The following is a 20,979-nucleotide window of genomic DNA, read 5'->3' as shown; positions in this document are numbered from 1 at the left end:
ATTATGAGCGAATCAACGAATATTCGGGTTCTGATTGTTGACGATCATTCCATTGTCAGGCAAGGATTGACAACCATCATTAACCGTGATCCAGAGATGATGGTGATTGCTCAAGCAGAAGATGGGCAACAGGCGATCGCGCTCTTTCGTGAATACCAACCAGATGTAACGCTAATGGATTTACGAATACCGCAGATGGCAGGAGTTGAAACCATTAGTGCGATTTGTGCTGAATTTAAAGCTGCTCGAATTGTTGTGCTAACTACCTACGATGGTGATGAAGATATTTATCGTGGTTTACAGGCAGGCGCTAAAGGATATTTGCTCAAAGATGCTAAACCCAACGAACTTCTGAGTGCCATTCGCACAATTCATCGCGGTCAGCAGTATATTCCACCCGAAGTAGGGGCAAAACTGGTGCAGAGGATGAGGAATCCAGAACTGAGTGAGCGAGAACTAGATGTACTCCGTTTAATGGCGCAAGGAATGAGTAATTTAGAAATTAGCACTACTTTAACTATCGGTGAAAGCACCGTCAAATCTCACGTTAATCGAATTTTAAGTAAATTGGGAGTGAGCGATCGCACTCAAGCCGTGATTATTGCTGTTAAACGAGGGATTGTCAATTTATAAGTAAGTTGTCCTCAAGTTGAAATTTTGATGACAACTAAAGTTGTAGCCAACCTTCCATTTTGAGATGGACTGATTTATCAATCATTGTATTGTACAAAAGTTTCAACTTTTAGTGGACGACAAGAACCGAGTTAATTGCATATATTTAATTCAGGCAAACATTGATAGCAATTTAGTTGCAATATCTAAGTTTGCTTTACACAAAGAAAGTAGAAAGAGGGTTGTATCCTCATCCCAAGCGCTGAACATACAACCCTCGGAGGTATCAGTGAGCTTTGACCTTGACCCTGACCGCAGTTCGTTATTCGTTCCACCTTCAATACAGGATCACATAAAAGGTGTGCTGAATGCCATCGTAGTGCTGGTGATGTATGGGGACTATCAATGTCTTGAGAGTGCGGACGTTTATAGGCTGATTAAAGTCATTGGGCGACAACTTAGTGTTTCTTTTGGAGAGGGTTACTTATGCTTTATCTTCCGTCATTTTCCACAAATAGAGATCCATTCTCATGCTCAACGTGCGGCGGAAGCGGCTGAATCGGCTGCTGCCCAAGGTCAATTTTGGCAGATGCATGAAATGCTGTTCACCCATCAACAAGAGTTGGGAAACGGCTATCTGGTGGAATATGCTAATAATCTAGGACTTGATATTTCCCAATTTCTGCAAGATATATCTAAAAAAGTGTACATTGATCGCATCAATGAAGATATTCAAAGTGGATTACAAAGTGGAGTAACGGCTACTCCAGCACTGTTTATTAATGGAATTCGGTATAGCGTAGGCGTAGCCCAACCCAGGCATCGCTGGAACATTAAGCAGTTGATGGCAGCTATTGTCACTGCAAATCATTAAGTACAACATTTCATTAATTCATAGCGAATTCTCAGCGTACCTCTGCCCCCTGCCCCCTGCCCCCTGCTCCCCTGCCTCTTTGGTCACAAGTGAGAAATGAGTCAGTAAATCTCAGGCTTTAACTCAGTTAACAGTAGAGTTTGATGAATATATCAGTCTTGCACTAGCGCTAGCAAGCTTTGACTTTCCTCGCTGATGTGGGTGTAGGAAATATTTAACTCATAAAAAAGTGGCTTTCATTGAAAAATTAAGGTGGATTAGTCATGGCGGCAATCGATACAGCACCGTTAGAAAACAGCCTGGGATTTCTAGCTTTAGGAGCTTATATTCTCACCTTAATGCCCACCAATCTCAGAATCATTTTTCCTCAAAGTAAACAGGCGAGTCTTCCCAAATGGCTGTTAAAGTACCGACGAATCATCGGTATTCTAGCTTTCTGCTTGGCTTTGCTTCATGGGTTCCTTTTAGTGAAAAAGAGAGATATTGATTTTTTAGATCCTAATACCTATTGGATTTATATCCAAGGTATATCAACCTTTATAATTTTTACCCTATTAGCAATTACTTCTAATAACTGGAGTATCAAAAGACTGAAAAAAAATTGGAAGCGGTTACATACCCTGACTTACTTAGCTATTTTCCTGCTCATTTGGCACGTTTGGGACAAAATGTCAGAGCATTGGACTTATTTAACCCCGATTGCGCTAGTAGGGATGGTCACGACAACCCTTTTATTTCTGATGCGACGCTGGATTGAACATCGGAATAAACAACAAAAAGCGAAGGAAAAAGTGTCTCCATCTCAAATCCCAGAAGAACTGTTAGTCTCCGACACCGGGGAGCAGTTGGTGCCAGTCAGATTATTTTCCCAAGCAAACAAGGAATATCCAGTTATGAGATCGAAACAAATTACCTGGAAATATTCAGCAGCATTGGGAATCAGCACCCTAATGATGTTGGTTGGTAGTAAGAGTTTTGCTAGCCTATTTTCCCTCTCTCGAAACGCTAGCATCGCTACTATCTCTGTTCCAACCACTCAACCTTTACGTACTCTCCAAGGAAATTCTACTTGGCTTTATGCGATCGCAATCAGCCCTGATGGACGCTTCCTCGCCAGTGGCAGTTACGATAAACAAATTAAAATTTGGGATCTGTCTAGTAACACCTTACTTTATACTTTAAAAGGACACGGCGATGCAATAGTCAGCCTTGCCATCAGTCCAGATAGCAAGCTTCTTGCTAGTGGCAGTTGGGATAACCGGATTAAACTCTGGAATCTAGAGACGGGACAACTCCTTCGCACCCTAGATGCTCATACAGATGATGTCGAAGCTGTTGCCATCAGCCCCAACGGAAAGTGGTTAGCTAGTGGCAGTGCTGACAAAACCATCCGCATCTGGAACGTGCAGACTGGCGCACAAGTCCATAAGTTCTCCGATGGAGATTGGGTAAGGACTGTTGCTTTTAGTGCGGATGGGCAGACCTTAGCTAGCGGCAATGAGGGTGGCACACTCAAAATTTGGCGACTCAGGGATGGTGTTGTCCTAGAAACCCTGAATGCTCATTCACAAGCCCTACGCTCAGTGGCTTTTAGTCCTGATGGACGAGCTTTAGCGAGTGGCAGCGCTGATGGGACAGTGAAACTCTGGCAAATGCCCACTGGTCAATTGTTGCACTCCCTACCTGGACATTCAGGAGTTGTGTGGTCAGTAGCTTTCAGCCCCGATGGCAAGAGGTTAGCTAGTGGTAGCTATGACAGAACCATCAAGTTGTGGAGACTGCCTGACGGCAAACTCTTGGAGAATTTGACAGGCCACGAGCAAGCCGTCCGGTCAGTAGCTTTCAGTCCGCATGGAGACATGATAGCCAGCAGTAGTGCCGACAAAACCATCCGCATCTGGTCTCTGCCTAAAGAGAGAGAACTATCTTCTCGTTTCCTGGTTCTTAAACACTCAACCAAAATTACTGCTTATTACGCAAGCAATTAATCAACAGGAGCAATCTGATGGCACAATCTCTCTGGCTTTTTGGCACTCGTCTCAATATCGTTGCCGACCACACCACTACCGGAGGTCAGTACGATCTGATCGAAGGCTACTTTCCTCCCGGCACACAAACACCCCCCCATCGCCACACGCGCTATTCCGAACAACTCTATGTGCTAGAAGGAGAGTTTACAGTCTGGGCGGGTGAGAAAAAGGTTGTGCTGAGTGCTGGCGACAGCTTCCTGATTCCTGCTGGCAAACCCCATGTGGTTGCTGCGCTCAGTGATCAGCCAGCTCGCGGGTTGGTCGTTGCTGCGCCGAGTGCCTTTGCTCGGCTAATCGCAGCAGTTGGTACACTGGATGAGACAAAAGCACCTAATATGGCACTATTTGAGCGCATTTCCACCGAGATTGGTGACGAAATGCTGGGTTTGCCTGGAGAGCTACCCTCTACATATAAGGTGCGGAGTTTCTCATAATCACCCAGTTTTTGTCCTGTAAGGAGTCCACTGCTATGAATGCAAATAACGGCATCATCAACCAGCCCAGCCCTTATTCAGTAATTGCAACCATTGATCGATTAGAAGCCGTCCTTCAGGCAAAAGGCATCACCATTTTTGCCCGCATTGATCAACAAGCTGAAGCCGAAAGAGTCGGACTCAGCCTACGTCCGACGCAGTTGTTACTGTTTGGCAACCCGCAAGCCGGAACACCTTTAATGGTGGCAGAACCGACGATCGCTCTCGATTTACCCCTGAAAGCACTGGCATGGGAAGCGGCTGACAGCAAGGTGTGGCTGAGTTACAACGATCCCAATTACTTAAAACAGCGATTTTCTCTCTGTGATGAGTTGGTTAAGAACGTCGCTGTCATTGCACCTTTAATCAATCAAGCACTCCGATAAGCAACTTACTTTGGGGACGAATTGTGGAGTTGCATGTTTGATTGTTTGCATCTTTCTACTGCTGCCAGGAAGCTCGACCATGAGAAAATCACGTCTAAAGCCTACCGGATTGAAAGACTATCGCATCACAATTCCTGCTTCCTTTTTCAGCATGATTCTGGGTTTAGTGGGGTTGGGCAGTTGCTGGCGAGTAGCTGCTAATCTCTGGCACCTGCCTACCTGGATTGGCGAAGCAATTATGCTGCTTACAGTTGCAATCTGGCTCGTGTTGTTGCTGCTCTATGTCAGCAAATGGTTGTGGGCCAGAGCAGATGCCCTAGCTGAGTTTGAGCATCCTGTTTTGTGTTGCTTTATCGGGTTAGTGCCTGTTTCTACGGTGCTTGTAGCGCTGGCGATCGCACCCTACTCCCGTGCGATTGCCGTCGCGTTATTCGTTGTGGGTGCAATTGGTCAGTTGAGCTTTGGCGTGTATCGTTCCGGTCGGCTATGGATGGGAGGGCGTAAGCCAGAAACGATAACACCCATTCTCTACCTACCGACAGTTGCGGGTGGTTTTGTCAGCGCGATCGTTGCCAGTACCCTTGGTTATCGAGAGTGGGGCACGTTGTTTTTTGGAGCGGGGCTGTTTTCGTGGCTGGCCCTGGAGTCCATCATCACGCATCGCCTGTACTTATTGGAAGCGTTGCCTAAACCACTGCGTCCAACGCTGGGCATTCAACTGGCACCCCCTGTCGTCGGCTGTGTTGCTTATTTGAGTATCACCAGTGGTCAGCCCGATGCCTTCGCCCAGATTCTCTTCGGCTATGGACTGTTGCAGGCGTTGATTCTACTGCGGCTGCTACCGTGGTTATTTCAACAACCCTTTGCAGCCTCCTACTGGGCATTCACGCTCGGCATTGCAGCCCTAGCGCTGGCATCCTTGCGCTTTGTTGAACGCGGCATGACTGGAGTGATGGAATATCTGGCAGTACTGTTATTCGTTGGCGCAAATATTGCGATCGGTAGCATTGCCTTGGGGACATTACGGCTCTTACTGCGGGGCAAACTACTACCACTGCCTGCGACAAGCGATTCCAGCAAATAACCGATATCGTTCAGTGATTTTCATGGTTTCCCATAGAACAAGACAGATTGCGTAATTGTCCAGCGCATTGAAGGCAAACATCAATACAAAATTCACACAAACGGAGAAATTTTATGGCGGGTAAACTTACAGGTAAGATCGCATTAGTCACAGGTGGTAACAGTGGGATCGGACTCGCTACAGCCCAACGGTTTGTACAAGAGGGGGCTTACGTCTTTATCACTGGTCGTCGTCAAAACGAACTTGATGCTGCGGTGAAGAAAATTGGAGAAAATGTCACTGCTGTTCAGAGTGATGTGTCGAATCTCGCAGATATCGATCGCCTGTTCGCCACGATCAAACAAGAGCAAGGACACCTCGATGTAATCTTCGCCAATGCTGGCGGTGGAGAACTCGCCCCACTCGGCTCAATCACCGAAGAACACTTTGACAAAACGTTCAACACTAACGTCAAAGGTTTGCTGTTCACCGTGCAGAAGGCACTGCCTCTGTTGCCAGAAGGTGCTTCCATTATTCTGAACGCCTCGATCACTTCCATAAAGGGCACCCCAGCCTTCAGTGTTTACAGCGCTACTAAAGCCGCCGTGCGATCGTTTGCCCGTAATTGGACACTCGACCTGAAAGAGCGCAAGATCCGGGTTAACGCCATTAGTCCTGGCGTGATTCCTACTCCCGGTTACAATCTCTTGGGACTGAGTGATCAGCAGGTGCAGGAATTCGTGACCAGCCAAGTCAGCGCCATCCCGTTGGGAAGAGTCGGCACGCCCGATGAGATTGCCAAAGCCGTTGTCTTTCTCGCATCAGACGACAGCAGCTTTGTGAACGGTATCGAGCTGTTTGTCGATGGCGGTATGGCACAGATTTGAAGACTTAGGCATTATGTAAAAATAAGTTTTACAAAATTTATTTGGAATAGCTTGCTAAAGCTAGCTTTAATATAAAAATTGTTCAAGTTATTTTTACACAAATCCTTAGATAAAATCCTCACCGAATTTACGATGTTTAAATTTTGGCAAAAGTATTGAAGATTCAAATAATCTTACAAGGAGTAAAGTCATGACCACATTTCACACAATCGAGATTGATGGTTTAGATATCTTTTATCGAGAAGCTGGCTCCCGTAATAATCCGACAATTCTGCTGTTGCATGGCTTCCCGACTTCATCTCACATGTTTCGCAATCTGATGTCTGCGCTTGGCGATCGCTTCCATCTGGTTGCACTCGATTATCCGGGTTACGGCAACAGTTCGATGCCAACTGTGAATGAATTTGATTACACGTTTGATCACCTAGCTCAGATCGTGGAGAAATTTATTACCGCGATCGATCTCAAACGCTATAGCCTTTACGTGATGGATTATGGCGCTCCCATTGGTTATCGGATTGCGGCTAAATATCCAGAGCGAGTGGAAGCACTGATCGTCCAAAACGGGAATGCATATGAGGAAGGTCTGCGCGAATTTTGGAACCCAATCAAGGCTTACTGGCAAGACCGTTCTCCTGAGAATGCTGGCAAGCTCAAACACCTTGTCACCCTGGAAGCAACCAAGTGGCAATATACCAACGGCGTTCGCAATCTGGAAGCGATCAGCCCTGATACCTGGAACATGGATCAACTCTTCCTCGATCGTCCCGGCAACGATGAGATTCAGCTGGCGCTGCTCTATAGCTATGGCACCAATCCACCCTTGTATCCGCAATGGCAGGAGTATTTCCGCAAACATCAACCACCCACCCTCATTGTTTGGGGTAAGAATGACTACATCTTTCCTGCTGAAGGCGCTGAACCCTACAAACGCGACCTGAAAGACGTTGAGTTTCATTTACTCGATACCGGGCATTTTGCCTTGGAAGAGGAAGGAGATGCGATCGCAGACCATATTCGTCGCTTTCTGACCACTCACGTTGTGAAGGAGGACACCATACTAACTACCAGCAGGAAATAATTTCGACTAGGTAGCGATGTCGATAGAAAGTTATTGTCATCTACAATCATTGCCCATCAATTAACACTGTCAAGTTAATTAGCTTAACAGTGCCATTTCAACAGATTGTTTAGTATTCATCAAAAGGAGAACGTCATGGTTACTCAAGTAAACTTACAAGCGCAAAAAGTTTTGGAAGTCGCAGATGATCCGCGTCTTTCCAGCGAAGTGAAGGCATTTTTGAAAGTGCTGAATTCAGGGGGTGTGGCGTTAGAGACATTAACTCCACTCGAAGCACGTCAAGTACTTGTGGATGTACAGGCTTCCGTTAAAGTCGATCTTTCAGGCATTGAGGAGTCTGAGAAGACGATTACCTCTGAGGGTTATTCAATTACCCTCAATATTGTACGACCTGAAGGGGTCAAAGGCACATTGCCTGTTTTCATCTTTATTCATGGCGGCGGTTGGGTACTGGGCGATTACCCAACGCACAAGCGCATGGTTCGCGATCTCGTTGTGCTTTCAGGTTTTGCGGCTGTCTTTGTCAACTACACTCGCACTCCAGACGTTCAGTATCCACAAGCTATTAATGAAATCTATGCCGCGACCAAATGGGTTGCCGAGCATGGTGAGGAGATTAATGTTGACGGCAAAAATCTGGCAGTTGTAGGCAACAGTGTGGGCGGTAATATGACGGCTGTAACTACTTTGATGGCAAAAGCAAAACAAGGGCCGCACATTAAGCTGCAAATCCTCATGTGGCCAATTGTAGATGCTGATTTTGAAACGAATTCTTATCACCAATTTGGCGATAAGCGTTTTCTGACCGTACCAACGATGAAGTGGATGTATGACATGTACATCGCTGACCCAGAAAAGCGCAAAGACATTTATGCTTCTCCCCTACAGGCAACGGTTGAGCAACTCAAAGGCTTGCCTCCAGCGTTAATTGTGGTTGCAGAGAGCGATATCTTGCATGACGAGGGCACAGCCTATGGACGCAAGCTGGATCAAGCTGGGGTCGAGGTGACAACTGTGCAGTACAACGGCATGATTCATGACTTCGGACTACTGAATGGTTTAGCCGAGGTTCCGGCAGTTCGTTCTCTGTTTGTTCAAGCTGCTGCCCAATTGAAGAAATATCTGCAATAGGATGCGTAGTTTACCGCCGCAGGCATCGCTTCTTTAACCGCCAGTTGCAATGAATCCTCGTTCTTGCAGGTTTTGGCGTTGTGGGCTTGAGATTGCTCTGACTTATTCAATCTTCGTTGGTTAAGTCAGAGTTAAGCTCCACAGTTCGCATTTGAGAGTCCGGGCAAGGGGATTGAGAAAGTTCAGTGCGATCGCGCCAGAACAGAGAAAAACGTGAAGATGAACGCATCAGGAGACACATGAACATCAACAAAAATGACACCGCAATCGTCGTTATCGATCCGCAGAACGATGTCTTAAGTGAAACAGGAGTCTCCTGGGATTTGGTGGGTGACAGTGTTAAGGAGAACAAGACGGTCGAGAACATCGAGCGCATCTTCAAAGCCGCAAAGCAGAATGGTTTTGAGGTTTTCATCTCTCCCCACTATTACTACCCCACTGACTACAACTGGAAATTTACCGGAACTTTGGAGGAGATGATGCTTGGGGTAAAGGAGTTTGTTCGCACTGGACCCTTAAGCCTAGATGGTTTCTTAGGATCGGGTGCCGACTGGCTTGATCGCTACAAGCCTTTTATTGAGGATGGCAAAACCATCGTGGTCAGCCCCCATAAAGTCTATGGACCGCAAAGCAATGATCTCGTTTTGCAACTGCGTAAGCGCAACCTGAGCAAAGTCATTTTGCTCGGAATGTTGGCAAATCTCTGTGTTGAAGCTCACCTGCGCGATCTGATCGAACAGGGATTTGAAGTCCTTGTCGTCAAGGATGCAACGGCTGCCCCGCGCCATCCGGATCTTGGTGATGGCTATAAGGCAGCACTGATTAATTTTGGGTATGTCGCTAACGCCGTTCTGTCTACAGACGACATTGTGGCAGCAATGTTGTAGCGATGAAGAGTGCTGAGTTCCGAGTGCTGAGTGCTGAGTTAAAAGACCACCCGCAAGGGGTGGGGTATGAACCAACTCTTGCATGAAGAGTGCTGAGTTCCGAGTACTGAGTGCTGAGTTAAAAGACCAGCCGCAAGGGGTGGGCTATCAACCAACTCTTGCATGAAGAGTGCTGAGTTCCGAGTACTGAGTGCTGAGTTAAAAGACCAGCCGCAAGGGGTGGGCTATCAACCAACTCAAGAGTTAAGAAGATTCCGCCCACAAGGGGCGGGGCTTTTACCATAGTGAAAAATTACTGAGTACTCTTCTTACTCAGCACTCAGCACTGCGCTTTGTGCAATCGCCTCATCAATCAATCCAAAGAGTCAACTCTATGCTCAAAGCAATTAAACATAACCGCCGCCGCTTTCTGGGAACGGCGGCAGCAAGCATTCTCACAGAAATGGCACTCATGGGTACCGCACACGCAAGCTTCGACAAGCCCAAACGATCTGAATTTAGGTTTACTCCCATCAAGCAGATCAAGGCGGGTGTCCTCGACATCGGTTACTATGAAACAGGATCGAGCGATGGATCTCCAGTGTTGCTGCTGCATGGATTCCCATATTCCATCGATAGCTACATTGACGTTGCACCAATGCTTGCTACACGTGGATGTCGGGTGATTGTTCCCTACCTGCGGGGACATGGATCAACCCGTTTTCTCCACAGCGAAACACCACGCTCCGGGCAGCAAGCCGCGATCGGTGTCGATGCGATTGCCTTGATGGATGCATTGCAGTTGAACCGTGCTGTGCTTGCTGGCTATGACTGGGGTGGACGAGCCGCTTGCGTTGTTGCGGCTCTCTGGCCGGAACGATGCACCGGTTTGGTGTCCGTCAATAGCTACCTGATCCAGGACATTGCCAAGGCAGGGCTGCCACTTTCACCCGCGATCGAATCCGGGATCTGGTACCAATATTATTTCCAGACTGAGCGCGGACGCGCCGGACTAACGGCTAACAGACGTGAGATTGCGAGGATTCTCTGGACTCGCAATTCACCGAACTGGCGCTTTGACGAGGCAACGCTCGATCAACACGCCAGCGCCTTCGACAACCCCGATTATGTGGAGGTCGTCATCCATTCCTACCGCCATCGCCTTGGACTTGCTGCCGGCTATCCCATGTATGAGGAGCTTGAGCAGCGGCTCGCCGCGCAACCGACCATTCCGGTGCCGACGATCACGCTGGACGGGGACGCAGATGGTGTCGTGCCAGCAACCGATGGGAAATCGACGGCAGCGAAGTTTAGCGGAGATCGCCAGCATCGGGTCATTCCGAATATCGGTCATAACCTGCCCCAGGAATATCCCACAGCATTTGCAGATGCGGTCTGGGAACTCGCATCAAAGAAACGTTGATGACTTCTCCAGAGCTATGACCATACACTTCTTCACCTTCAAAGGGATCTTCATATCGACCACTCTCATGTATTTAATCGCCATGAACACCTCCACACCGAGCGCCAGGGACATTATCGGATCATCACCGTTGATTGCAATCGAAAATGAAGCACCACCCAAGCTGATTGTCGATCCACCGCTTCCCGAACCGTTGACCCAGGGCCGCGTTTTCATCCAGTACCGGACGGAGAATCTGCGCGTGTTGCCAGTGTTCGGCAAAGGCGCTCTCGAAGTATCGCCGCGTATCGGTCACATCCACATTACCGTTGACGATTTGCCGTGGCACTTTGTCGATACTAGCGGCCAAACGATCATCCTGGTCGGACTGGAACCTGGTCCACACAAGGTACTGATCGAACTAGCCGACCCCACGCACAAGGTAATCACCAGCGAAACGGTGATGTTCACGCTGCCCAATCCTGAGCGATAAGTAGGCATTGCATTTATTGTAATATTTTATATAAATATGAACAATGCCGAAAATCCTCGACTACCCCTACCGCCTTTCGATCGTGAATCCGCCATCCAAAAAGTCCGAATCGGAGAAGATGCTTGGAACACACGTAACCCTGAACAAGTATCACTCGCTTACACGTCGGATAGCATTTGGCGCAACCGCTCAGAATTTCTATCTGGTCGTGAGGCGATCGTACAGTTCTTGACACGTAAGTGGCTTAAAGAATTGGACTACCGTCTGATCAAAGAGCTTTGGGCTTTTCGAGACAACCGAATTGCTGTCCGGTTTGCTTACGAATGGCATGATGATTCCGGCAACTGGTTCCGTTCTTACGGGAATGAAAATTGGGAGTTCGACGAACACGGATTCATGCGGTGGCGTATTGCCAGCATCAATGACCTGCCAATTCACCAGAGCGATCTCAAATTCCACTGGATACTGGGTCGTCGTCCCGATAATCATCCCGGATTGTCAGACCTCAATCTTTGACAAGCCGGAGCAACGACCATATCACCTAGTTTTTATCCTGCAAGGAGTCTACTGCTATGAATGCAAACAACGGCATCATCAACCAACTCAGCCCGTATGCAGTGACTGAAACTATTGATCGCTTTGTAGCCATCCTTCAAGCAAAAGGCATCACCGTTTTTGCCCGTATTGATCAACAGGCTGAAGCCGAAAAAGTCGGACTAAGCTTGTGTCCGACGCAGTTGTTGCTGTTTGGCAGCCCGAAAGCCGGAACTCCCCTGATGGTGGCAGAACCAACAATCGCCCTGGATTTACCCCTGAAAGTACTGGCATGGGAAACTACTCATGGCAAGGTGTGGGTGAGTTACAACGATCCTAATTACTTAAAACAGCGATTTTCTCTCTCCGATGAGTTGGCGAAGAACATCGCTATCATTACACCTTTAATTCATCAAGTACTCTTTAATTAACTTATTTGTTGATTCAATTTAGTTGACTATTGACGCAATTTAAAATTCTCATGAAACTCATTTCTGTAAACGTCGGACTGCCGCGTGAAGTGACCTGGAAAGGGAAAACAGTTAGTACTGGAATTTTCAAAGAACCAGTCAGCGAACGCGTGATGCTGCGATCGCTCAATTTAGACGGTGATCGGCAAGCCGATCTCACCGTTCATGGAGGAGCAGACAAAGCAGTCTATGTATATCCCTTCGAGCATTACGATTACTGGCGAGGTCAATTGCCTGACACAGAGCTGCCATTAGGTATCTTTGGCGAAAATTTCACGACTACTGGGCTGAGAGAAGAGAAACTGAACATTGGGGATTGCTTTCATATCGGCACTGTAAAACTGATGGTGACACAACCTCGTCTACCTTGCTACAAACTGGGGATTCGGTTTGGACGACCTGATATGGTTAAACGATTTCTTGCAAGTCGTCGAACTGGATTTTACTTTCGTGTTTTGCAAGAGGGCGAAGTTGGAGCCGGAGACACTTTAGAGTTGGTAAGCCGGGATGACAACAATATTACTGTTGCTAATATCACTCAGCTTTACACTCATGAGCAGAACAATCCAGAGTTACTTCACCAAGCGGCTCAACTTGAAGCCTTACCCGAAAGCTGGCGCGACTACTTCCGGGAGCAAAGTCGTCGTCAAGGAGTAATCTTATGACTACATATCACACAATCTTAATCGATGGTTTAGATATCTTCTACCGCGAAGCTGGTTCCCATGATAATCCAACAATTTTGCTATTGCATGGCTACCCAACGTCGTCTCACATGTTCCGCAATCTCATACCTGCGCTTGCGGATAAATTCCATCTGGTTGCTGTATCCCCAATGGCAAGCTTACCTGCGTCAGTATCAACCACCCACGCTGGTGGTTTGGGGCAAAAACGATCGGGGCTTTTTAGTCGAGGGAGCCTACGCCTACAAACGCGACTTGCAGAACCTTGAGTTTCATTTGTTTGATACCGGGCATTTTGCTCTGGAAGAGGAAGGAGATGCGATCTGCGCTAACGCAGCAGCGCTTCGCTATCCCAAACCATATTGCTCAATTTCTCACGTCGCGGCTGCAACCCATCCCTGCCTAATCAGTCGCGATCGCACGTTAGCATTTTTGAAACAGCATTTAGGCAGTAGTGTCAAAGTCCCAAAGTAGGCGACTATTGCCAGGTAATTCGCCCACTTTGATCGCATTTAAGCAGCGATTGGAACACTTCGCTTCGGGCTTGTTCACTGGCTCAACTCAATTAGTTCAACAGAAATATAGAGGTTATAACAGTGCTAGTTTTTACATGGAAAAAAGTTCAAAGGTTTTTGCTGTTGCTACTCGCCTTTAGCGTTTTGGTTAGTGTATTGATGCGGAAAGAAGTAGCCATTTCCAAAGAATTATCCCAAAGATTGAACTCTAAACCCTCAATTGTTCTTGTTCATGGTGCCTTTGCTGACGGTACATCATGGCAACACGTCATTCCACTTTTAGAACAGGATGGCTATACTGTTACCGCTGTGCAGATTCCCCTCTCCTCACTTGCAGAGGATGTTGCAATGACTAAGCGTGTAATTGATGCTCAGAAGGGTTCCGTTGTTGTAGTTGGACATTCCTACGGTGGAAACGTGATCACGGGTGCGGCGGCTGGCAACCCGCAAGTTAAAGCTCTAGTTTATCTCAATGCTTTTGCACCGGATTCAGGCGAAAAGACTAGCGATTTGAATAGCAAATACAAAGCAGCTCCTCTCAGCACGGCAATTGTGCCTGATGCAGCAAACTTCCTCTACATAGATCGTGAGAAGTTTCACAATCTTTTTGCCCAGGACGTGTCGGAGGCTGAGGCTCGGATAATGGCAGCAACACAAAAGCCGATCGCTAGTGCAGCGTTTGAGCAATCAGTGAATGACATAGCCTGGAAGACGATTCCTTCCTGGTATCTCGTGACTCAAAACGATCGAGCCATCAACCCTGAGCTTCAGCGATTTATGGCAAAACGCATCGGTGCCAAGACCACCGAGATCAAATCCAGCCATGTGGCCTTTATTTCTCATCCAAAAGAGGTTGCCAAACTAATCGAAGCGGCTGCAACTGCCTCTGTGAAGTAGTTCTAATTTATTTGGAATACTGTTTTACGACCGAGAAAAGTAGTCTTTTGGCACTGGCGAAAGACATAACAAACTGATTCACAAAACAAAAATGCAAATATGACTCACTATGACTACATTGTGATTGGTGCAGGTTCGGCAGGCTGCGTCGTCGCCAACCGTCTGACAGAAGAGAGTGAAACAACCGTGTTATTACTCGAAGCTGGCAACCCGGATACTAAACCAGAGATTCAAATCCCAGCGAAATGCATCAGCTTACTAGGCTCCGAAGTGGACTGGGCATACTTCTCTGAGCCAGAACCATACCTGAACGATCGCAAAATCTTTTGTCCCCGAGGGAAAGTCTTGGGTGGCAGCAGTTCGATTAATTTCATGATTTATCTGCGGGGTAATCATCACGATTATGACCACTGGCAGTCATTGGGGAATCCCGGCTGGAGTTACCAAAATGTACTGCCTTATTTCAAGAAATCCGAGCATCAGCAACGTGGTGCCTCCGAATACCACGGGGTTGATGGGGAATTGAGCGTGACTGATCTCATTGCCCCTGCTGTGGTATCCCAGCGCTTTGTCGATGCAGCGATCGCAATGGGATATCCCAACAATCCTGATTCCAATGGAATGCAGCAGTCAGGTGCAGGACTCTATCAGTTGACAATCAAGGATGGTAAACGTCACAGTGCTGCTGCTGCTTTCCTCTTACCCATTCTTGAGCGTCCCAATTTGACTGTAATGACAAGAGCTTTGGTGACTCGATTGTTGTTTGAGGGTACCCGCACCGTTGGGGTGGAATATCTGCACGAGGGCACGCTGCATCAAGTCAGGGTTAACCAGGAAGTGATTTTAAGCGCTGGCGCGTTCGATTCGCCCAAGCTGCTGATGCTTTCTGGCATTGGGAATGCAGAACACCTGCAAGCATTGGGAATTCCGGTAGTGGTTGAGTTACCAGGTGTCGGTCAAAATCTTCAGGATCACCCTGTCGTGCCCGTGGTATACCAAGCAACTAAGGATTTACACACTGCAAGCACCAGTAGTATTGGTGAAGCTAGTTTGTTTTTACATACTCAGGGTAATCTGAATGCTACACCAGATTTACAGTTTCTCTTCGGTCCGATTGTGTTAGCACCTCCGGGCTATGCCCACTCTGGTTCAGGATTCACAAGTCTAGTCTGTTTGACCCATCCCCAAAACATTGGGAGTGTTAGTTTGCGTTCGCTTGATCCCAAGGACGCACCGATGATTCGGCTAAACTATCTGCAAAGTGAAGCCGATGTGCAAAAGCTCGTTGCCGGGATTAAACTAATGCGTAACTTGTTCTATGCAAGTGCCTTTGATGAGTTTCGCGGTGAAGAAGTCGCTCCCGGTGCAGATAAGCAGAGCGATGAAGCACTCGTTGCTTACGTCCGAGAAGTTTGCAATACTGTGTATCATCCGGTGGGCACCTGTAAAATGGGCACTGATACAATGGCAGTTGTAGACCCTGAACTGCGGGTACATGGGGTTATGGGGTTGCGTGTTGTTGATGCCTCCATCATGCCAACCATCACCACTGGAAATACGAATGCACCTACTATTATGATCGGCGAAAAAGCAGCCGATTTAATTAAAACCACAGGTGTCGTTTCACAGCAAATACCTTCAGCGATCGCAAGCTGAAAGCCTTGCGTGCGGAACTCGTATGCAAATTATTACCGTTGAACAGAAGTGAAGTATTCAATCTTACAACGGGGAGACGATCTGCGCTTCTCTGCGAGACGCTACGCGAACGCAGCAGCGCTTCTGCTGAGGCAGACGCTTCTCTGCGAGAGGCTCCGCCAACGCGAACGCTATCGCAAATACCACTGGATACTTGGTCGTCGTCCCGACGATCGTCCCGGATTGTCCAACCTCAATCTTTAAGAATTGGATAGCACTTGCACTTAACGCAGTAGTGATAAACTTTGGCTAGATCGCCAATGCCGTTTAATTAGTTTTTCAAGAATATTCAAAACAATGAAAATACTACTCAAAATATCCACATTATTCCTTGCTCTGCCAATTAGTGTATTAGCTAATTGTTCCTTACCTGCTTCTGCTGACTCTACTGCTGGCATCGTCTTGAGTACGAAATGCCAGGGTGGTTACAACATCAATATTTGGCGGAATTATACTTCCGGCGAACTGCTCTATCGCGCGACTAGTCCCAACGGTAATTTAAGTTTGGGCAAAGGAACTAGCAAAGCAACAGAAGGTGTTCGAGTGTATAAGTTTCGGAAGGGAATTTATGAATATTGGGTTTGGGATGGCACGTTGGATAACCCGCAATCTGGAACTTTAGAGGTTTATAAAAATAACCGTATCTTGATGCAGAAAACTTGTAGGAAAAATTGACGTACAGAATGGGCTAAACGCCCATTCTGAATTCTGACTTCTAAGTTCTGACTTCTTCTTCAACAAACTCAAAGGATATGAAAGTGGACACTCAACACTATGACGACATTATTATCGGCGGTGGCAAAGCGGGTAAAACACTGGCACCAGCGCTGGTTGCTAATGGACGTAAAACTGCTCTGGTTGAACGCAGTTTAAATATGATTGGTGGTGGGTGCATCAATATCGCCTGCATTCCTACTAAAACTATGGTGGCGAGTGCAAATGTAGCAAACACAGTACGAAACAGTGCCGCTTATGGGGTTCAAAGCAACACACCCACTGTTAATTTAGCAGAGGTGATCCAACGAAAACGATCGGTTGTGCAATCTGCGCGTGAAATGAACTTGCACAATTTAGAAACGGCTCTGGATAACAACTTGATCATCGGCGAAGCAAGGTTTGTTGCTCCCAAAACGATCGCAGTAACGACGACTGAGGGGAACAATCGCTTACTCACCGCCGAACGGTTGTTTATCAATACAGGCACACAACCGTTAATTCCATCCATTCCCGGACTCACAGAAGTTGAGTTTTTAACAAGTGAGTCGATTATGGAGCTAGAATACCTGCCTGAACACCTGATCGTTCTCGGTAGTGGCTATATTGGTTTAGAGTTTGCCCAGATGTTTCGGCGCTTTGGCTCTCGCGTTACTGTCATTGGGCAAAGTGAGCAAATCCTGTCACAGCAAGATCCAGATATAGCGATCGCAGTTCAAAGACTTTTCGAACAAGATAATATTGAATTCTTATTAAAGGCGAAGGTGTTAAGGGTCGATCGCACTGGTAATGAAACCATCCTGCAAATCCAAGTTGCCGATCAGTCCCTCAGCCTCCAGGGGTCGCATTTACTCGTAGCTGTTGGTCGTGCGCCCAACACCGATAGCTTAAATTTAGCTGCTGCTGGTGTGGCAACTGATACACGGGGATTTATTCAAGTCAACGATCGCTTGGAGACAAATGTACCGGGGATTTGGGCGTTAGGCGATATCAATGGCGGCCCGCAATACACCCATATATCACTCGACGATTATCGCATTATCAAAGCTAATTTAATTGATGGGGGCGATCGCAGTGCAGGCGATCGCTTAGTGCCATCCTGTCTGTTCATCGATCCAGAACTGGCTCATGTGGGTTTGACTGAAACTGAAGCACAGCAACAAGGATATGCCATCCGCGTGGCGAAGGTTGATGCGTCAGCCGTTCCTAGAGCGAAAACACTCGGTCAAACCGATGGACTGCTGAAGGCGATCGTGGATACCGAGACAGGATATATTCTTGGTTGTTCACTCTTCTGTCATACAGCGGGTGAAATCATTTCGACGGTGCAGATGGTGATGCAAGCTCAAATGCCCTACACCGTTTTGCGCGATGGCGTATTGACTCATCCCACGATGACCGAAGGGTTAAATCTGCTGTTTTCAAAGTTGTGAGGCAGCAAGTGCAGATATCTTACAACCAGGAGCAAAGTACTGTTGTTTACCCTCGTCTATCTCGATACACGCAGCTAGGAGAGATCCGGGTACTAACCCTGGTTGTCGCTGGTAGTCATGACTTTATTTGTTCGCCACTCCACGCCCATCGGTTGCATCTGGGGATTGCCGGCTCCAAGCTCATTCTGATTGAAAAGGCGGGCCATTTCCCCTGGTTTGAACAACCCGATCCATTTTTCAGCAAAGTGAAAGAAGGGCTAGCTGCCGTCCAGTAATCTCTGGGAGGTCAGTCGTAATCGACGCCAAAATTGTCGTTGAACCATTTTCAAGCATATTTGAAAGGAGAATGATTATCTTTATTTTGAGAAACTTGTTGCTCCACCTGTAAAGGCTAAAAACACCAAAAAATGGTCTGACTAAATAGTCTTACATCCCACACCCTTGACTGTCACAATCGGTTATTACGGAAGTTAATTCATGAAAAAAGAGTAAAAAATTACATTTATCTCTAAAAAAACACATTTTGAATAAGAAAATTTATCAGATGTATTCTCAATAAGGAGCAATAAATAATGAGGGTAGTTTGGTAGACAATTTAATAATATAATTTTATTCTTAAAGCATTAATAAATCATTGTGACTTATGTTTATCTGAAAATAAAGTTAAAAACGCCATGAAAACTTCAGATCATTAATAAAATTAATGAGTAAAATTGTCTAATTCAAATATTAATAATATTGATAAATCAACTTATATATCTGTAGTAATTACGGCAAGCTTATGGAAGGAATAGAAGAATGTACCTCATTTCAGATGTCAAATTATAAAACTCTCTTTTTTGTTGAAAAGTAACAAGATGAACTGATTGAAAACATTGAAATATCCACCGCATGGTTGAATTGTTTATGGCTTTTCCCAATTGATTTTTTACAGTATAGTTTAAAGATTTCAAAGCTGCTCTAATTTCTCTTGGTGCTAGTTTTTTTAAACTTAGTTTGAGTATTAGTCAAGGCTTTTTCTATTTTCTTTGATAATTTTTTTAAGTCAGATTTTTTTCTGTCTGTTCCTATGTACTAAATACATCCGTTTCCTTGGGGTGTGACAGTTGTGGGTGCGGAATGTGGGTTCTAATGGTGTTATATGTTCGGAACGATCTGCGATCGCAGGTGATGATTCTTTAATCAAAAGTTCCACCGCTTTTCTGATCCGTTCCCCCAAAACATCAGACAGTTCAGCCTGTCCTTGGCGTGAGGCTTGAATTGCAGTAATTAGCGGACTCGGTTTCTCTGGCTTTTCTGGGTGAAGAGACTGTTCTCCAAGTAACAACCGCAACGCCAATACCTGTAACCCTGGTTTACCTTCTTCAAACCACAGGTCAATGTCCCACTCATACCAAGCATCATAATCTGACCCAGCGTGAATCAATCGCCATTGTCGCCCATTGGTCTGTGGCGGTCTAAACGACCATTGCGTTGATCCAAACGAGCGGGATTCCAAGGGATATCGTAATGTAATACCAAATGAGCAGTTTCTTGTAAATTTAACCCTTCTGATGTAGCATCAGTGGCAACCAGAATGCGAATTTTGTCATTAGGATCATTAAAAGCTTGCTTAATTTCTTCCCGTTGCGTATCACTCATCCCACCAAATAACACCCGAATTGCTTTTGGGTACTTTTTTAAAGGTTTCTTTGAGACGGCGTTCGAGATAATCCAAGGTGGTTTTATATTCGGTAAAGATAACCAGCCGATTTTCCTTCACCCATTCGTGACCATTGCGGAGATATTTTTTAATTTCCTTGAGCAAACGTTCCTAACGTTCATCGGCTTCTGGATCAGGTAAAAAATCTTCGTATTGCGAAATAAGTCCCAATTCTTCCAGAGCAACATCAATACTAGCTACTTCTGCGGTTAAACGAGAGAGCAAAGGTTTAAACCAAGCACCTGTGGTTTTAGCAGCGTGTTGCAGACGGCCTTCTACTTCCCGGTCATCATCAAGGTCTTCCAAAGTTGCTCGCCGCGCTGCTTGCACTTTTGCCAGTTCTGCTGAATCTTCTTGCTCAATACCAGCTTTAAATCTATGCCAGGAGTAGGCGAAGGTATAGGGACAGGACAACAAGCGTTTGTTAAGAACTTCGATAGCGAAGAATGCGGCTATTTGTTCAGTTCTTCTTGAAGATGCGATCGCTGATTTTACAGCAGCACGAAACTCTGCAAAAGCTGCGGACAGCCTTTTCTCTTCCACACCGAAGTATAAGGGAATTGGTTGAGGAATGCGATCGCAAAATCTTGGTGTACGTCCTGCTTGTTCATCCAGTTGATTAATTTCCCGCTTCAGACGACGCACTACAACTTCTGATATTCGTTGTTTAATTGCGTCTGTAAATTCGCTAGTTTGAGTAAATCGCACTGGGTCAAGTTGTTCCAGGAAACCAGAAAAACAACGAGTATGAGCGTTGTGAGGTGTAGCAGTGAGAAATAACTTATGCTCAAACCAAGGAGAAATAGCCCGCAACATTTGAGATAAATCGCTTGCTTTTCAATTACACCTTATTCGCACGGAACAAATGCTTGCGGAAAAATAGCCAAAACAACGTCGCCCAAGGAATTAGCTGTATGAAAGAACCGCAACATCGTCCGATAACTACCACCAATGCCTGCCCAACGGGAGATTCCCAACATAGTGACTCGACCGCTCATTGCTAACATGGCCAGGATTATTTGGTTCAATTACCGCATC

General features: G+C 46.4%; 28 protein-coding genes and 1 pseudogene. 23 read left to right on the top strand and 6 right to left on the bottom strand.

What is annotated here, in order from left to right; genetic code table 11:
* Positions 1 to 3 precede the first annotated feature (3 nt).
* The 9 genes from V7K30_RS00635 (at position 4) to V7K30_RS00595 (ending at position 8,537) form a co-directional block, all read left to right on the top strand.
* On the top strand, positions 4 to 633 hold the full coding sequence (locus V7K30_RS00635) for a response regulator transcription factor (RefSeq protein WP_334996123.1): 630 nt from the start codon (positions 4 to 6) through the stop codon (positions 631 to 633).
* A 268-nt stretch (positions 634 to 901) separates the two neighbouring features.
* Positions 902 to 1,486 carry a DsbA family protein gene (locus V7K30_RS00630; protein ID WP_334996121.1) on the top strand — a complete coding sequence of 195 codons (585 nt, stop codon included), beginning with the start codon at positions 902 to 904 and terminating at the stop codon, positions 1,484 to 1,486.
* Between the two features lie 263 nt (positions 1,487 to 1,749).
* Positions 1,750 to 3,474, top strand: a complete 1,725-nt coding sequence (locus tag V7K30_RS00625) for a ferric reductase-like transmembrane domain-containing protein (RefSeq protein WP_334996119.1) — start codon at positions 1,750 to 1,752, stop codon at positions 3,472 to 3,474.
* A gap of 17 nt (positions 3,475 to 3,491) precedes the next feature.
* Complete coding sequence (locus tag V7K30_RS00620) at positions 3,492 to 3,950, top strand: cupin domain-containing protein (protein ID WP_334996117.1); 459 nt, start codon at positions 3,492 to 3,494, stop codon at positions 3,948 to 3,950.
* Positions 3,951 to 3,985: 35 nt separating this feature from the next.
* Positions 3,986 to 4,375, top strand: coding sequence for a DUF302 domain-containing protein (locus V7K30_RS00615; protein ID WP_334996115.1), 390 nt, complete (start codon positions 3,986 to 3,988; stop codon positions 4,373 to 4,375).
* Positions 4,376 to 4,454: 79 nt separating this feature from the next.
* Positions 4,455 to 5,459, top strand: coding sequence for a dicarboxylate transporter/tellurite-resistance protein TehA (gene tehA / locus V7K30_RS00610; RefSeq protein ID WP_334996113.1), 1,005 nt, complete (start codon positions 4,455 to 4,457; stop codon positions 5,457 to 5,459).
* A gap of 113 nt (positions 5,460 to 5,572) precedes the next feature.
* Positions 5,573 to 6,325, top strand: a complete 753-nt coding sequence (locus tag V7K30_RS00605; RefSeq protein ID WP_334996111.1) for an SDR family oxidoreductase — start codon at positions 5,573 to 5,575, stop codon at positions 6,323 to 6,325.
* A gap of 190 nt (positions 6,326 to 6,515) precedes the next feature.
* On the top strand, positions 6,516 to 7,406 hold the full coding sequence (locus tag V7K30_RS00600; protein WP_334996109.1) for an alpha/beta fold hydrolase: 891 nt from the start codon (positions 6,516 to 6,518) through the stop codon (positions 7,404 to 7,406).
* Positions 7,407 to 7,541: 135 nt separating this feature from the next.
* Positions 7,542 to 8,537 carry an alpha/beta hydrolase gene (locus V7K30_RS00595; protein WP_334996107.1) on the top strand — a complete coding sequence of 332 codons (996 nt, stop codon included), beginning with the start codon at positions 7,542 to 7,544 and terminating at the stop codon, positions 8,535 to 8,537.
* A gap of 106 nt (positions 8,538 to 8,643) precedes the next feature.
* Here V7K30_RS00595 and V7K30_RS00590 read toward each other — a convergent pair whose 3' ends face one another.
* On the bottom strand, positions 8,644 to 8,766 hold the full coding sequence (locus tag V7K30_RS00590; RefSeq protein ID WP_334996105.1) for a hypothetical protein: 123 nt from the start codon (positions 8,764 to 8,766) through the stop codon (positions 8,644 to 8,646).
* A gap of 10 nt (positions 8,767 to 8,776) precedes the next feature.
* Between V7K30_RS00590 and V7K30_RS00585 the strand changes: the two genes are divergently transcribed.
* The 14 genes from V7K30_RS00585 (at position 8,777) to V7K30_RS00520 (ending at position 18,514) form a co-directional block, all read left to right on the top strand.
* Positions 8,777 to 9,424 (top strand): cysteine hydrolase, encoded by a 648-nt coding sequence (locus V7K30_RS00585; protein ID WP_334996103.1) that lies wholly within the window; start codon positions 8,777 to 8,779, stop codon positions 9,422 to 9,424.
* A 162-nt stretch (positions 9,425 to 9,586) separates the two neighbouring features.
* Positions 9,587 to 9,709, top strand: a complete 123-nt coding sequence (locus V7K30_RS00580) for a hypothetical protein (protein ID WP_334996101.1) — start codon at positions 9,587 to 9,589, stop codon at positions 9,707 to 9,709.
* Positions 9,710 to 9,797: 88 nt separating this feature from the next.
* Positions 9,798 to 10,826 carry an alpha/beta fold hydrolase gene (locus tag V7K30_RS00575; RefSeq protein ID WP_334996099.1) on the top strand — a complete coding sequence of 343 codons (1,029 nt, stop codon included), beginning with the start codon at positions 9,798 to 9,800 and terminating at the stop codon, positions 10,824 to 10,826.
* Positions 10,827 to 10,842: 16 nt separating this feature from the next.
* Positions 10,843 to 11,298 carry a DUF6130 family protein gene (locus tag V7K30_RS00570; RefSeq protein WP_334996097.1) on the top strand — a complete coding sequence of 152 codons (456 nt, stop codon included), beginning with the start codon at positions 10,843 to 10,845 and terminating at the stop codon, positions 11,296 to 11,298.
* Between the two features lie 36 nt (positions 11,299 to 11,334).
* Positions 11,335 to 11,814, top strand: coding sequence for a nuclear transport factor 2 family protein (locus V7K30_RS00565; protein WP_334996096.1), 480 nt, complete (start codon positions 11,335 to 11,337; stop codon positions 11,812 to 11,814).
* A 56-nt stretch (positions 11,815 to 11,870) separates the two neighbouring features.
* The gene (locus V7K30_RS00560; protein ID WP_334996094.1) at positions 11,871 to 12,263 is read left to right on the top strand and encodes a DUF302 domain-containing protein; all 393 of its coding nucleotides are present in this window, start codon (positions 11,871 to 11,873) and stop codon (positions 12,261 to 12,263) included.
* 50 nt (positions 12,264 to 12,313) lie between these two features.
* Positions 12,314 to 12,967: an MOSC domain-containing protein gene (locus V7K30_RS00555; protein ID WP_334996092.1), complete on the top strand. Its 654-nt coding sequence runs from the start codon at positions 12,314 to 12,316 to the stop codon at positions 12,965 to 12,967.
* The gene (locus tag V7K30_RS00550) at positions 12,964 to 13,254 is read left to right on the top strand and encodes an alpha/beta fold hydrolase (protein WP_334996090.1); all 291 of its coding nucleotides are present in this window, start codon (positions 12,964 to 12,966) and stop codon (positions 13,252 to 13,254) included. Before V7K30_RS00555 ends, V7K30_RS00550 begins: the two co-directional genes overlap by 4 nt.
* Positions 13,178 to 13,459 carry an alpha/beta fold hydrolase gene (locus V7K30_RS00545; protein ID WP_334996145.1) on the top strand — a complete coding sequence of 94 codons (282 nt, stop codon included), beginning with the start codon at positions 13,178 to 13,180 and terminating at the stop codon, positions 13,457 to 13,459. The genes V7K30_RS00550 and V7K30_RS00545 overlap by 77 nt, the downstream gene beginning before the upstream one ends.
* Before the next feature lie 122 nt (positions 13,460 to 13,581).
* Positions 13,582 to 14,397, top strand: coding sequence for an alpha/beta fold hydrolase (locus V7K30_RS00540; RefSeq protein ID WP_334996088.1), 816 nt, complete (start codon positions 13,582 to 13,584; stop codon positions 14,395 to 14,397).
* Between the two features lie 99 nt (positions 14,398 to 14,496).
* Complete coding sequence (locus V7K30_RS00535) at positions 14,497 to 16,053, top strand: GMC family oxidoreductase (RefSeq protein ID WP_334996086.1); 1,557 nt, start codon at positions 14,497 to 14,499, stop codon at positions 16,051 to 16,053.
* Between the two features lie 336 nt (positions 16,054 to 16,389).
* Positions 16,390 to 16,767, top strand: coding sequence for a hypothetical protein (locus V7K30_RS00530; protein WP_334996084.1), 378 nt, complete (start codon positions 16,390 to 16,392; stop codon positions 16,765 to 16,767).
* Between the two features lie 77 nt (positions 16,768 to 16,844).
* Positions 16,845 to 18,239: a mercuric reductase gene (locus V7K30_RS00525; protein ID WP_334996082.1), complete on the top strand. Its 1,395-nt coding sequence runs from the start codon at positions 16,845 to 16,847 to the stop codon at positions 18,237 to 18,239.
* Positions 18,236 to 18,514 (top strand): hypothetical protein, encoded by a 279-nt coding sequence (locus tag V7K30_RS00520; protein ID WP_334996080.1) that lies wholly within the window; start codon positions 18,236 to 18,238, stop codon positions 18,512 to 18,514. Before V7K30_RS00525 ends, V7K30_RS00520 begins: the two co-directional genes overlap by 4 nt.
* 770 nt (positions 18,515 to 19,284) lie before the next feature.
* Here the strand turns inward: V7K30_RS00520 and V7K30_RS00515 are convergent.
* The 5 genes and pseudogenes from V7K30_RS00515 to V7K30_RS00495 form a co-directional block, all read right to left on the bottom strand.
* On the bottom strand, positions 19,285 to 19,665 hold the full coding sequence (locus V7K30_RS00515; protein ID WP_334996078.1) for a hypothetical protein: 381 nt from the start codon (positions 19,663 to 19,665) through the stop codon (positions 19,285 to 19,287).
* Entirely contained in the window at positions 19,662 to 19,880 is a 219-nt protein-coding gene (locus V7K30_RS00510; protein WP_334996076.1) for a C-terminal helicase domain-containing protein, read from the bottom strand. The genes V7K30_RS00515 and V7K30_RS00510 overlap by 4 nt, the downstream gene beginning before the upstream one ends.
* Positions 19,873 to 20,046 (bottom strand): hypothetical protein, encoded by a 174-nt coding sequence (locus V7K30_RS00505; RefSeq protein ID WP_334996074.1) that lies wholly within the window; start codon positions 20,044 to 20,046, stop codon positions 19,873 to 19,875. Before V7K30_RS00505 ends, V7K30_RS00510 begins: the two co-directional genes overlap by 8 nt.
* A 6-nt stretch (positions 20,047 to 20,052) precedes the next feature.
* Positions 20,053 to 20,757 carry a hypothetical protein gene (locus V7K30_RS00500; protein ID WP_334996072.1) on the bottom strand — a complete coding sequence of 235 codons (705 nt, stop codon included), beginning with the start codon at positions 20,755 to 20,757 and terminating at the stop codon, positions 20,053 to 20,055.
* A gap of 28 nt (positions 20,758 to 20,785) precedes the next feature.
* Positions 20,786 to 20,978: pseudogene (locus V7K30_RS00495) on the bottom strand (transposase); the annotation flags it as partial.
* Position 20,979 lies beyond the last annotated feature (1 nt).

Origin of the sequence: Nostoc sp. (assembly GCF_036917655.1) — a bacterium.
Taxonomy (GTDB): domain Bacteria; phylum Cyanobacteriota; class Cyanobacteriia; order Cyanobacteriales; family Nostocaceae; genus Nostoc.
The sequence above is the reverse complement of the archived record's forward strand: the minus strand, read 5'-3'. Positions and strand labels throughout refer to the sequence as shown.

Excerpts from the sequence above, each read along its gene's own strand:
- tehA (WP_334996113.1), top strand. The coding sequence starts at position 4,455 with ATGAGAAAATCACGTCTAAAGCCTACCGGATTGAAAGACTATCGCATC.
- V7K30_RS00570 (WP_334996097.1), top strand. The coding sequence starts at position 10,843 with ATGACCATACACTTCTTCACCTTCAAAGGGATCTTCATATCGACCACT.
- V7K30_RS00635 (WP_334996123.1), top strand. The coding sequence starts at position 4 with ATGAGCGAATCAACGAATATTCGGGTTCTGATTGTTGACGATCATTCC.
- V7K30_RS00580 (WP_334996101.1), top strand. The coding sequence starts at position 9,587 with ATGAAGAGTGCTGAGTTCCGAGTACTGAGTGCTGAGTTAAAAGACCAG.
- V7K30_RS00575 (WP_334996099.1), top strand. The coding sequence starts at position 9,798 with ATGCTCAAAGCAATTAAACATAACCGCCGCCGCTTTCTGGGAACGGCG.
- V7K30_RS00585 (WP_334996103.1), top strand. The coding sequence starts at position 8,777 with ATGAACATCAACAAAAATGACACCGCAATCGTCGTTATCGATCCGCAG.
- V7K30_RS00560 (WP_334996094.1), top strand. The coding sequence starts at position 11,871 with ATGAATGCAAACAACGGCATCATCAACCAACTCAGCCCGTATGCAGTG.
- V7K30_RS00565 (WP_334996096.1), top strand. The coding sequence starts at position 11,335 with ATGAACAATGCCGAAAATCCTCGACTACCCCTACCGCCTTTCGATCGT.
- V7K30_RS00550 (WP_334996090.1), top strand. The coding sequence starts at position 12,964 with ATGACTACATATCACACAATCTTAATCGATGGTTTAGATATCTTCTAC.
- V7K30_RS00555 (WP_334996092.1), top strand. The coding sequence starts at position 12,314 with ATGAAACTCATTTCTGTAAACGTCGGACTGCCGCGTGAAGTGACCTGG.
- V7K30_RS00510 (WP_334996076.1), bottom strand. The coding sequence starts at position 19,880 with ATGAGTGATACGCAACGGGAAGAAATTAAGCAAGCTTTTAATGATCCT.
- V7K30_RS00615 (WP_334996115.1), top strand. The coding sequence starts at position 3,986 with ATGAATGCAAATAACGGCATCATCAACCAGCCCAGCCCTTATTCAGTA.
- V7K30_RS00595 (WP_334996107.1), top strand. The coding sequence starts at position 7,542 with ATGGTTACTCAAGTAAACTTACAAGCGCAAAAAGTTTTGGAAGTCGCA.
- V7K30_RS00620 (WP_334996117.1), top strand. The coding sequence starts at position 3,492 with ATGGCACAATCTCTCTGGCTTTTTGGCACTCGTCTCAATATCGTTGCC.
- V7K30_RS00590 (WP_334996105.1), bottom strand. The coding sequence starts at position 8,766 with ATGCGTTCATCTTCACGTTTTTCTCTGTTCTGGCGCGATCGCACTGAA.
- V7K30_RS00605 (WP_334996111.1), top strand. The coding sequence starts at position 5,573 with ATGGCGGGTAAACTTACAGGTAAGATCGCATTAGTCACAGGTGGTAAC.
- V7K30_RS00535 (WP_334996086.1), top strand. The coding sequence starts at position 14,497 with ATGACTCACTATGACTACATTGTGATTGGTGCAGGTTCGGCAGGCTGC.
- V7K30_RS00530 (WP_334996084.1), top strand. The coding sequence starts at position 16,390 with ATGAAAATACTACTCAAAATATCCACATTATTCCTTGCTCTGCCAATT.
- V7K30_RS00500 (WP_334996072.1), bottom strand. The coding sequence starts at position 20,757 with ATGTTGCGGGCTATTTCTCCTTGGTTTGAGCATAAGTTATTTCTCACT.
- V7K30_RS00525 (WP_334996082.1), top strand. The coding sequence starts at position 16,845 with ATGAAAGTGGACACTCAACACTATGACGACATTATTATCGGCGGTGGC.
- V7K30_RS00625 (WP_334996119.1), top strand. The coding sequence starts at position 1,750 with ATGGCGGCAATCGATACAGCACCGTTAGAAAACAGCCTGGGATTTCTA.
- V7K30_RS00600 (WP_334996109.1), top strand. The coding sequence starts at position 6,516 with ATGACCACATTTCACACAATCGAGATTGATGGTTTAGATATCTTTTAT.